General features: G+C 74.5%; 9 protein-coding genes and 1 pseudogene. 8 read left to right on the top strand and 2 right to left on the bottom strand.

All coding sequences use genetic code 11. The annotated features are described in order from the left end of the window. Window positions 1-1108, bottom strand: a 1108-nt coding sequence (locus tag DY240_RS26745) for a phosphoribosyltransferase family protein (RefSeq protein WP_119662717.1), incomplete at its 3' end; no start/stop codon positions are given. A 149-nt stretch (window positions 1109-1257) separates the two neighbouring features. Between DY240_RS26745 and DY240_RS26740 the strand changes: the two genes are divergently transcribed. Together DY240_RS26740 and DY240_RS26735 are read left to right on the top strand one after the other, a co-directional pair. Next, on the top strand, window positions 1258-1521 hold the full coding sequence (locus DY240_RS26740) for a DUF1876 domain-containing protein (RefSeq protein ID WP_119662716.1): 264 nt from the start codon (window positions 1258-1260) through the stop codon (window positions 1519-1521). 108 nt (window positions 1522-1629) lie between these two features. Beyond that, window positions 1630-3183 (top strand): annotated as a pseudogene (locus DY240_RS26735) (glycoside hydrolase family 64 protein); the annotation flags it as partial. Here DY240_RS26735 and DY240_RS33925 read toward each other — a convergent pair. Further along, window positions 3111-4415 (bottom strand): MFS transporter, encoded by a 1305-nt coding sequence (locus tag DY240_RS33925; protein ID WP_407659417.1) that lies wholly within the window; start codon window positions 4413-4415, stop codon window positions 3111-3113. The pseudogene DY240_RS26735 and the gene DY240_RS33925 sit on opposite strands and share 73 nt — an antisense overlap. A gap of 59 nt (window positions 4416-4474) precedes the next feature. On the opposite strand from DY240_RS33925, the gene DY240_RS26725 reads away from it, so the two are divergent. The 6 genes from DY240_RS26725 (at window position 4475) to DY240_RS26700 (ending at window position 11211) form a co-directional block, all read left to right on the top strand. Next, window positions 4475-5428 (top strand): helix-turn-helix domain-containing protein, encoded by a 954-nt coding sequence (locus tag DY240_RS26725; RefSeq protein WP_119662714.1) that lies wholly within the window; start codon window positions 4475-4477, stop codon window positions 5426-5428. 222 nt (window positions 5429-5650) lie between these two features. Then, window positions 5651-6727, top strand: a complete 1077-nt coding sequence (locus tag DY240_RS26720; RefSeq protein ID WP_119662713.1) for a GTP-binding protein — start codon at window positions 5651-5653, stop codon at window positions 6725-6727. 27 nt (window positions 6728-6754) lie between these two features. After that, window positions 6755-6991 carry a 50S ribosomal protein L28 gene (gene rpmB / locus DY240_RS26715; RefSeq protein WP_119662712.1) on the top strand — a complete coding sequence of 79 codons (237 nt, stop codon included), beginning with the start codon at window positions 6755-6757 and terminating at the stop codon, window positions 6989-6991. Further along, a complete protein-coding gene (gene rpsN / locus DY240_RS26710; RefSeq protein ID WP_119662711.1) occupies window positions 6992-7297 on the top strand; it encodes a 30S ribosomal protein S14 in 306 nt (101 codons plus the stop codon). Window positions 7298-7302: 5 nt separating this feature from the next. After that, the gene (locus tag DY240_RS26705) at window positions 7303-8028 is read left to right on the top strand and encodes a class I SAM-dependent methyltransferase (RefSeq protein ID WP_119662710.1); all 726 of its coding nucleotides are present in this window, start codon (window positions 7303-7305) and stop codon (window positions 8026-8028) included. 87 nt (window positions 8029-8115) lie between these two features. Further along, complete coding sequence (locus DY240_RS26700; RefSeq protein WP_119662709.1) at window positions 8116-11211, top strand: choice-of-anchor M domain-containing protein; 3096 nt, start codon at window positions 8116-8118, stop codon at window positions 11209-11211. Window positions 11212-11258: the final 47 nt, after the last annotated feature.

Raw genomic sequence — 11258 nt, 5'->3', positions numbered from 1 at the left:
CGGCCAGATCGGGCCGTCCGCCGCGGGAGACGACGGCGCGGACCCGCCCGCCGGACGCCGCCGCGGCGACCAGCGCGGCGGCGGCGCCGGTGCTGGCGCCGAAGTAGCCCAGGGGGAGCCCGGTGGTCGACGGCTCCGCCGCCAGCCAGCGGGCGGCCTGCTCGAGCCGCTGCGACAGCAGAGCGATGTCGAACCGGTGCCGTCCGGTGGCGAGGTCGGCGCGCTCCTCGCCCTCGGTGAGCAGGTCGGCGAGCACGGTCGCGAACCCGCGTCGTTGGAGTGCCTCGGCGACCCGGCGGTTGCGCGGGCTGTGCCTGCTACTGCCGCTGCCGTGCGCGAAGAGCACGGCACCGCGTGCCGCGTCCACCACGGTGAGATCGGCGTCGATGGTGTCGCCGGGGACGGCGATGGTGACCGGCCGCTCGCCGGCCCCGTCCTCGCCGCTGGTCGCCGCTCGGGACCGGGACGAGGCGAGCAGGTCGACGACCTCGTCGTCGGTGGTCTGGGTGAAGTCGTCGTAGTAGGCGCCGATCGAGAACAGGTCCTCGGGGGCCGCCACGAAGACGATGTCGTCGGCGATGGCCGTCAGCCGCTGGGCGGAGTCGGGCGAGCAGACCGGCACGGCGAGCACGAGCCGATGCGGCCGGAACCCGCGCAGCGAGCGCAGCGCCGCCTCGGCCGTGACACCGGTCGCCAGGCCGTCGTCGACGAGGATCACGTCCCGCGCCTCGAGATCGGGCAGCGGCGCTGCTCCGCGGTACAGGTCGACGCGGCGGGCGAGCTCGGATCGTTCGCCGCGGACCAGCGTCTCGAGGTCGTCGGCGCCGAGGCCGAGGCGTCCGGCCGAGCTCGTCACCACCACCTCGTCGCTGCCCTCGGCGATGGCGCCGATGCCGAACTCCGGATGCGACGGAGCGCCGACCTTGCGGGCGACGAACACCTCCAGTGCGGCGTCCAGTGCGGCGGCGACCTGAGCGGCGACCGGGACCCCGCCGCGGGGCAGGGCGAGCACGATCGGGTCGCGGAAGGTCAGGGCGCGCAGGCGCTCGCCGAGCCGGCGACCGGCGTCGGCGCGATCGCGGAAGACCGGTGCGTCCGACACGCTCATGCGCCGTTCGTACCCGTGCCGCGGCGAGTCCACGCACGCGGGTCGCGGCGGCGGCGCCTGGCTGGTCAGCTGCTGTTTGGTGGCCGAGGGGCGCGGGTAAGCGGACGCGAGAGCCACCCATCGGTGGCGCCGATCGTGTGGGAGTCGCGATGACACAGGAGAAGCACTGGACGATCGAGGTGGTCATCGACGAGCACCAGGACGATCGCATGACGCATGCCGAGGCCCGGCTGCAGGCGCCGCGGCAGCCGGCGATGGCGGGAATCGGCCGCGCCCGGCGCAACCCCGAGGACCCCGAGGTGCCGCGCATCGGCGACGAGCTGGCCGTCGCGCGGGCACTGTCCGATCTCGCGCACCAGCTGCTCGACGTCGCCGCCGGGGACATCGAGGTGGCGAGGCGCGGGAAGCCCTAGCGGAGGTGCCCTCCCGGCCGGCCGTGACTGGATGTGACACCATCCTTTACAGGAAGGAAGCTTTCCAATAGTGTCACGGGCCAGGACCACGGAGGAGGGCTCGCCGCCATGAAGAAGCTCGCCAGCACTCTCGCCGCACTCGCGCTCGTCCTGGCCGGGTCGGCGGCGGTCGCGCCGCAGGCGCCGGCGGCCACCCCGGCCGCGCCTGCCGCTGCCGAGGTCATCCCGCTCACCATCACCAACGACTCCGGCCGCGCCGGCCCCGCCTACCTCTACGTCCTCGGTGAGCGGGACGGCCGGCTCGGGTACGCCGACGCCGCCGGCGCCTTCCACCCCTGGCCCGCGGTCGGCGGCGTGCCGGTCGACGCGCCGGACGCGTCGATACCGGGGCCGGCCGACGGCCAGTCGATGACCATCCAGCTGCCGCGGCTGTCCGGCCGGGTCTACTTCTCCTACGGCACCAAGCTCGCCTTCAAGATCGTCGACGACGGGCGGCTGGTGCAGCCGGCGGTCCAGAACCCCAGCGACCCCAACCGCGACATCCTGTTCAACTGGACCGAGTACACCCTCGACGACGGCGGGCTCTGGATCAACAGCACGCAGGTCGACTTCTTCTCCGCGCCCTACCAGACCGGCCTGCGGCGCTCGGACGGCACGGTGGCCGGCACCGGCATGCTGCGGCCGGACGGCTTCGGCGCCGTCGTCTCGGCTCTCGAGGCGACGCCCGGGTGGGGCGGCCTGGTGCAGCGTGCGGCGGACGGGTCCGTGCTGCGCGTCCTGTCGCCCGGGCACGCGGTCGGGACGGGACAGCTCGCCCCGGACGTGTTCGCCGGCTACGTCGACCGCGTGTGGGCCAAGTACCGCTCCGAGACGCTGACCGTCCGGCCCTACGCCCACGAGCCGGGCCGGGCGTTCTTCGGGCGCGTGACGGGCGACGTCATGACGTTCACCGACGCGGCCGGTGCGGTCGTCACGACGTTCAACCGGCCGTCCAGCGACTCCATCCTCGGCTGCCACCGCGACCTCGCCGCCCCGAACGACGACGTGGGCGCGATCGCGCGGACCCTGTGCGCCGGCTTCAACCGGTCCACGCTGCTGGTGAACTCGCAGCAGCCGGACGCCGGCGCCGACGCGTTCTACCAGGACGCCGTCACCAACCACTACGCCAAGCACATCCACGCGCAGATGGCCGACGGCAAGGCCTACGCGTTCGCCTTCGACGACGTCGGCCACCACGAGTCCCTCGTCCACGATGCCAACCCGGCCGCCGCGTACATCCAGCTGGACCCCTTCTCCGGCGCGGCGACCCCCATCGGCGGCGGGCCCGGCGGCACTCCTGCGCTGCCGCCGGGCACCGGGCCGGTGCACGCGGCCAACGGGATGTGCATGGACGTGCCGTGGGCCGACCCCGCCGACGGCAACCCGATCCAGATCGTCTGGTGCAGCGGCAACGCCGCTCAGACCTGGACCCGCTCCGGCGACACGCTCAGCGCGCTGGGCAAGTGCCTCGACGTCGCCGGTGGCGCCACGGCCGACGGCACGGCCGTCCAGCTCTGGACCTGCAACGGCACCGGCGCCCAGCGATGGAGCTACGACGCCGGCAGCCGGCGGCTGGTCAACCCGCCGTCGGGCAAGTGCCTGACCGTCGCCGGAGGCCTCCCGCTGCGCGACGGCCAGCGGCTGGAGCTGCGGACCTGCTCGGGCGCGGAGGAGCAGCGCTGGACGTTTTGACCGGGGTCGGACAGCCGCAGGCCGGGGGTGAGTGCGACGGTGACGGCGAGTGACAGGGCGGCCATCGTGGCCATGGCAACCCCGACCGGAAGAACCTGTGCGACCAGGCCGGCCAGTGTCGCGCCGGCCGCCTGCATCGCCTTCATGCCCGACGCGTGCAGCCCCAGCGCCTGTCCGCGCACGTCCGCGCCGGTCAGCGCGAGCAGGCGTTCCTGCAGCAGGAGTGTGGACATGAAGCCCACGGACGCCACGGCCGCTGCGACGGCGGCGACGGGAAGGCTCAGCGGGAGCACGAAGAGCAGGAACGGCGCCGCCAGCAGGTAGCGCAGCGGCGTGAGGTACCGCTGCCGTGTCGCCGGCGAGAGGAATCGTCCGGCGGCCAGGTCGCCGAGCAGCATGCCCAGCGCCGTCGCGACGAACAGGACAGCGGCGGCGTGCGGCGCGTAGGGGACGAACAGCGCCTCGCATCCGACGACCATGCCGTTGGGGACCCACATCGCGACGTAGACGGCCCGGCGTGCCGGTGCGGAGAGCAGGTCCCGGTTGACCCGCCAGGTGATCGCGAGGGACGGGCGACCCGACGCCCGGGCCGGCCGGGCGCTCAGACCCAGCCGGACGACCAGCAGCGATCCGGCGGCCAGCGCCGCGCCGACGAGCAGTACCGTCCGTGGCGACACCGCCGTGAGCAGGACGCCGCCGAGCGCGAAGCCCGCCACCTGCATCGCGCCGACCGACATGTTGAGCACCGACCGGCCCAGGACGTACCCGTCGGGCGGCACGATCTCGCCGAGCAGCCCGTACTGCACCCCGGACCCGATCGACGCCGCCAGGCCGAGCGCGAAGATCACCGCGAACATCGCCGGCAGCGGCACCCCCGGGGCCGCCAGCGCGAGGCAGCCCACGGCGGCAGCGAGGGCGACCAGGGTCATCGCCGGCCGCGGCGGCACCCGGTCGGCCACCGAGAGCAGCGTGATGGCGCCGATCACCGCGGCGAACGACGGGCCGAACATGCTCAGCGCCGACAGCAGCGGCGACTCCGTGCGGGCGTACACCAGCGTGGCGAGCGCGAGCCCCGTCAGCGTCGTCGCGGCGACCTGCGCGCACGACGCCGCGAACAGCGCGGTGAATTCCGGTGTGCGGAACAGTTCTCGGTAGGTGCGCATGGCAGGCAGTCTGGTCAGCGCCGTCGCCGGCCCGGTACAGTTTCGGGTGGAGGCGAAACGTGGGCATCTGGCTGGTCGACGCCGACGTCCTCGCCGGCAGCCGGTTCCACGTGTCGGCGCTGGCCGAGACCATCGCGGCCATCCGGGTCCTGACCGGCGAGCGGCCCAACCGCCCCGGTCAGCTGGCCCGCCCGGCCCAGGCGCGGGCGGCCTTCCGCGACCGGATGGCCGGCGACCCGGTGGGCCGGGCGTTCCTGACGGGCGCCCTGCTGCCCACCTGGCTGGCCGACTTCCTCTGCGCGCCGCCGCTCGACGACGAGCCCACCTTCGATGACGAGCTGCACCGCATCCGCACGACGCCGGCCGCGGCCCTGCGCGCCGACCTCGCCGGCGACGACCCCGCGCTCGATGTGCCGGACCTGCCCGACCGCATCGCCGCCGTGGTCGACTGGGTGTGGACCGAGACGATCGAACCGGACTGGCAGCGCCGGGCACGGGCCTTCGAGGCCGACGCCATCGCCCGTACCCGCCGGCTGAGCACCAGCGGCTGGGCATCCGCCTTGGACGACATGCGACCCGGAATGCGCTGGCTCGGTGAGGGACGCCTGCGGATCAACGCCTACGACTACCCGCCGCACGACCTGCACCACGGGCAGCTGCTGTTCATTCCCATCACCGGCGCCCGCGGCTGGGTCGGCTGGCGCCGCCCCGACCGCTACTCGATCGTCTACCCGTGCGCCGGAGTACTCGCCGAGGGACGCCGCATCGCACCAGGCGCGCTGAGCCGGCTGATCGGCCCGGCCCGCGCGACACTGCTCAGCCTGCTCGACCACCCGATGAGCACGACCCAGCTCGTCGCGGTGACCGGCTTCGCCCTCGGCTCCGTCGGCGACCACCTCAAAGTGCTGCTCGACGCCCAACTGGTGCGCCGCCGCCGCGCCGGCCGCTCGGTGCTGTACTACCGCACCCCCGACGGCGACCGCCTGGTCCGCGCCACCGCCGACGATGCTTGACCACGTGCGGAGGCGTCGTGCCCGCGGCGGGGGCGGTGCGAGCCGCCGGAGGGCTGCGTGATCGCAGGGGTGTAGACGCTGATGCCAATTGTTGGCGCTGGTGTCAACACTGCCGGGCAGTACTGCCCGCCTTGGCTCCGCCGGGCGACCGACGCCACCACCTGCGGCCGTGGTGCTACCATCGCCGTTAATGAGTTTGATTCTCGTTAGGAAGAGTTGCGGATGCGCACCACACCCGCGGTCCTGGTGACCGGTGTCAGCCCGGACGCGATGGCCTCGACGACCATCACCCTGCAGTGGGACCTGCCTGACGCCGTCGTCGTGCACCATCACATCGACGTCGAGCGGAGCCGGCTGCTCAGGACCGTCAGCGACGTGACCGGCGTGGTCGAGCGGGAGGAGATCGACCTCGAGCACGCGTGCGTCAGCTGCGCCGTGCGCGAGGACGTCGCGCCCACGCTGGCCCGGCTCGCGCACGCCGGGCGGTGGGGCGTCATCGTCGCTCAGCTGCCGGCCGGCGCCGAGGCGCAGCAGGTCTGCCGGGTCGTCGCCGGTGACGTGCGGCTGCGGCACGTGCGCATCGCCGGCGTGCTGAGTGCCGTCGACGGCGAGCGGCTGGTGGACGACCTGCTGGGCGACGAGCTGCTGTGCGAGCGCGGCACGCACACCGCCGCGGACGACCGCCGCGGAGTGGCCGAGGTCGGCGCGGCGCAGGTGGAGTACGCCGACGCGGTGGCCGTCGTCGGCGCCGCCGACGACGCGGAGCTGGAGCTGGTCCGTGCGCTCGCCCGGCCGGGTGCGGCGGTGCTCGCCGGCGGCGACGTGCTGGAGCCGGCGCGGCTGCTCGCCGGCCTTCACGACCACGCGGCCGCCGAGGCGTGGACGGACCGGCTGCGCCACGAGCCGCTGCCGCCACTCGCGGGAGGCCACGTCTGGCGGCTGGACCTGCGATCGGACCGGCCGTTCCATCCGGAGCGGCTGTACGAGGACATCGCGGCCGTCGGCGGCGGGCCGCGGCGCTCGCGGGGCTGCTTCTGGCTGCCGACGCGCGCCACGGTCGCGTGCGCGTGGGACGGCGCCGGCGGCCAGCTGAGCATCGGGGTGGCCGAGCCGTGGCGGAGGCGGCGGCCGTTCACCCGCATCGTCGTGACCGGCATGGACGACGGCCGCGACGAGGTCGCCGCGGCGTTCGAGCGCTGTCTGCTCAGCGACGCCGAGACCCGGGCGCGCGGCATGTACTGGGAGGCCGCCGGCGACGGCTTCGAGGCCTGGCTCGGCGACATCCACAGCCCACTCTGACACCCCGCGGAAAGAAGGGAACCCTGCATGTCCGCACGATGCCAGGTGACCGGCGCCCAGCCGGGCTTCGGCCACTCCATCTCGCACTCCCACCGGCGCACCAAGCGCCGGTTCGACCCCAACATCCAGCGCAAGCGCTACTGGGTGCCGTCGCTGGGGCGCAACGTCACGCTCACCGTGAGCGCGCGCGGCATCAAGACCATCGACAAGCGGGGCATCGAGGCGGTCGTGGCCGAGCTACTCGCGCGCGGGGAGCGGATCTAGGTGGCGAAGAGGAGCAAGATCGTCAAGAACACGCGGCGGCAGGAGATCGTCACCCGGTACGCCGAGCGCCGGGCCGAGCTCAAGCGGGTCATCGCCGACCCCGCCGGCACCGACGACGAACGCGCCGCTGCCCGGCGGGCGCTGGCCCGGCAGCCCCGCGACGCCAGCGCCACCCGGCTGCGCAACCGCGACCAGGTCGACGGCCGGCCGCGCGCGGTCTACCGGAAGTTCGGCCTGTCGCGCATCCGGCTGCGCGACATGGCGCACCGCGGTGAGCTGCCCGGCGTCACCAAGTCCAGCTGGTAGCCGTCGTGTCCACCGCCGCGACGGGGTACGAGCAGCTCGCCGAGTTCCACGACCTGTTCATGACCGAGCCGTGGGAGCGGCTGCGCCCGCACGTGCGGGCCGCGTTCGCCGGCCTCGACGAGGACGCCGTCGTCGTCGAGATCGGTGCCGGGACCGGCATGGGCACGCGGGTCATCGCCGGCGAGACCCCGGCGCGGATCGTCGCGCTCGAGCCCGCGCTGGTCATGCGCTCGATCCTGACCGCCCGGGTCGCCGACGACCTCGGCCTGGCCGAGCGGGTGACCGTCGTCGCCGGCGCCGCGCCGGCGGGCCTGGGCCTGCTACCGGACCGCGTCGACGGGTTCGTCTGCGCGCACATGCTGGGCCACCTCTCCCGGGACGACCGGCGCGACCTGTTCGGCTGGCTCGGCGCGCACCTGTCGCGCGACGGGGCCGGGCTGGTCACGACGCAGCGGCGGCCCGATCCCGACGGCGGACCGCGGGCCGAGATCGTCGAGTCGCGCCGGCTCGGGAGCTACGAGTACCGCGCCCGGCACCTGCCGCCCGGGCGCCCGGGCGAGTCCGTCAGCCGCTACGAGGTCTGGCAGGGCGCCACCCTGATCCGCGCCCTGGATTCCACCAGCACCTGGCTGCCGCTCGGCGCCGAGGACATCGCCGGTGACCTGCCGCCGACGCTCGCGCTCGAGCCGGTCGGCGACGCCGTGGCACTGGTGCGCCGGTCACGCGCGTAGCCGCGAACCGGACACAGCTAGCAAAAGTGAGAATCGTTATCTATATTGTCTCGCGTCATGTCGTCACTGACAGGAGCCGATCGCGTCATGCACCGTTCCCTGGTCCGGAAGATCGTGGGTGTGGCCGGCAGCGCCGGTCTGCTCGCCGCGGTTCCCGCCGCCGTCCCGACGGCTGTCGCGGAGCCGGGCACGCCGCCGCCCGCCGGCGAGCGGAGGGTGCTCACGACTGAGCACGTCGACGCCATCAACGTCGGCTTCGACGGGCAGCGGCTGACGGTCGACTCGAAGATCGGCCCGCCGGTCGAGCACGTGCCGGTGGACGACCTGGTCTTCCAGCTCTCCGACCTCGCGCGCATCGAGGGCCTGCCGGAGCCGTACGTGGAGTTCCTCGGCACCGACTCCGCGTGGGTGATCGAGCAGACGCAGAACCCGGAGGTCCTGTGGGCCGGGTGGAGCACTGAAGAGCTCGCCCCCGGCGTGGTCGACGGCGACGCCGTCGACATCACGCTCACCGACGTGCGCGGGCCCGGGCAGGTCGAGGTGTGGCAGACCGTCGGGTTCGGCGACATCGAGCGCATCTTCAGCTCCGACGAGGACCACACCACCCTCCGGCAGGGCGTCGGCGCCCACGTCCACGCGAACTGGGCGTTCACCCAGCCCGGCGTCTACACGCTGACCTTCACGGTCTCCGCGACGGTCGGCGGCGCGCCGGTCACCTCGGGGCCGGTCGACTACACCTGGGTGGTCGGCGGCGAGCGCGGCGCGCTGCCCGCGGCGGCGCCGTCCACCACCACCGTCCAGGCGCCGCAGAGCGCCGTCGTGGGCGAGGAGGTCGTGCTCGAGGCCGGCGTGACGACCGATCCCGGCTCCGGCGCGCCGCCGGCGCCGGGCGGGCACGTCCAGTTCCACGACGGCGACACCGCCCTGGGCTGGGCGCCGCTCACCGACGGCCGGGCCGCGCTGCCGGTGACCTTCGCCGAGCCGGGCGAGCATGCCGTCACGGCCACGTACACGTCGCAGGAGCCGCAGTTCTACGCGTCGTCGACCAGCGAGGCGGTCACCGTCACGGTCGAGGAGGGAGACGTCGAGCCGCCGGCGACCACGCTGACGGTCGCCGGCCCGGACGGCGCGGTGCCGGCGGGCGAGCCGGCGACGCTGACGGTGTCGCAGGACCCGCCGACCGGCCTCACAGCCTACCGGTGGTCGACCCGGGCGCCGGGCGCGTTGACGTTCGACCCCGTCGACGGCGCCACGACCGACACGCTCACCGTCACCCCGTCCGCCGCCGACGACGGCCGGCAGTACCGCGCGGCGCTCTCCACCGACGAGGGCGTGCACGTGGCGTACTCCGCCCCGTTCACCCTGACCGTCGAGGACGACGACCCGGGCACCGACCCGCCGGGGCAGTGCGAGGACCCGCGCACCATGCTCACCGACGAGCACGTGGACCTGCTCGCGCCGGTGCTCGACGGCGACCGTCTCGGCCTGCGTGCCAGGGTCGGGACCGCCGCCGACCACACCTACCACGACCCCGCCGACCTGCTCGTCCAGGTGAAGGACCCCGAGGCGGCCGGCACCGTGCCGGCGGGCGCGGACTACACGTTCCTCGGCACCGCGGGCGACCCGCTCTGGCTGATCCCGCAGACGCAGAACCCCGACGTCGTGTGGGCGGGGTGGTCCACCGAGGACCTGGCCGCCGGTGCGCTGCAGGGCGACTCGGTCACGATCACGCTGACCGACGTCGCGGGCCCGGGCGAGGTCGAGGTGTTCCAGACGGCGGGGCTCGGCGCCGCGCCGACGCGCATCTTCAGCTCCGCCGACGCGCTGCCCGGCCGGCAGCAGAGCGTGGGGCAGCACGTCCACGCCAACTGGGCGTTCAGCGAGCTCGGCGAGTACACGCTGACGTTCGAGGTCACCGGCACCCTCGCGAACGGCGCGACGGTGACCACCGGCGAGGTCGACTACGCCGTCGTCGTGGGCGATCCCGAGTGCGACCCGGGTGACCCGGGCGACGAGTCCGGCGGCGACCATTCCGGCGGTGACGCCTCGGGCGGTGACGCCTCGGGCGGCGACGAGACCGGCGGTGACGCCTCGGGCGGCGACGAGACCGGCGGTGACGCCTCGGGCGGTGACGCCTCGGGCGGCGACGACTCCGGCACGGACGGCGGGACGGCGTCGGGCGGCGGGACGGCGTCGGGCGACGGCGGCGATGCCGGCGGCGACGGCGGAACGCCCACGCCGACCACCGACCCCACGACCAGGCCCACCACCACGCCGACCACCGAGGTCTGCGTGCCGCGGCCGAGCGGCGGCCGCAGCCCGAGCAGCACTCCGTCGACGCCCGGCGGAGGCGGAGGCGGAGGCGGAGGCCAGTCCGCCGACCCGGTGGTCCTCACGACGGAGCACGTCGACCTGCTCGCGCCGTACGTCGAGTCCGGCCGGCTGGGCCTGCGCGCCAAGGTGGGCACGGCCGCCGACCACACCTACTACGACCCGGCGAACGTGCTGGTCAACGTGGGGCCGGCCGCGGCGAGCACGGTGCCCGACGGCGACACCTACGCCTTCCTCGGCACCGCGGGTGCGCCGCTGTGGCTGATCCCGGAGACGCAGAACCCCGAGGTGGTGTGGGCCGGCTGGTCGACGGAGGACCTCGCGGCCGGCGCGTTCGCCGGCGACGCCGTCGACATGCGGCTGGTGAGTGCGGAGGGCCCGGGCACGGTCGAGGTCTTCCAGACGACCGGGTTCGGCGCCATCAGCCGGATCTTCAGCTCGAAGGAGTCGTTGCCGGCCCGGGAGCAGAGCGTGGGCCAGCACGTCCATGCCAACTGGGCGTTCTCGGCCGAGGGCGGCTACACGCTGACGTTCGAGGTGTCGGGCACCACGGCCGCCGGCGAGACCGTCACCACCGGCCCGGTGGCGTACTCGTTCGTGGTCGGCGACGCGTCCGCGGCGCGCACCGCGCCGGTGTCGGCCACCACGACGCCCACCGCCACCACGACGCCCACCGCCACGCCGACCCCGTCGCCGTCGGCCACCACCCCCGCGACCGGCGAGGACTGCGACCTCGCGAGCACCGGCACGTCGGCGACAGCGGGGCTGACGGCCCTCGGCGGGCTGCTGGTGGCGGCGGGAGCGGTCGCGACGGCGGCGTACTGGCGCGATCGCCGTGCCGTCCGCGGCTAGGGCGGCGGCCGGGCTGGCCGGCGCCGCGCTCGCCCTCACCGGGTGCG

This window comes from Jiangella rhizosphaerae, assembly GCF_003579925.1.
Classification (GTDB): Bacteria; Actinomycetota; Actinomycetes; order Jiangellales; family Jiangellaceae; genus Jiangella; species Jiangella rhizosphaerae.
This window is presented reverse-complemented; position numbering and strand designations above follow the sequence as displayed.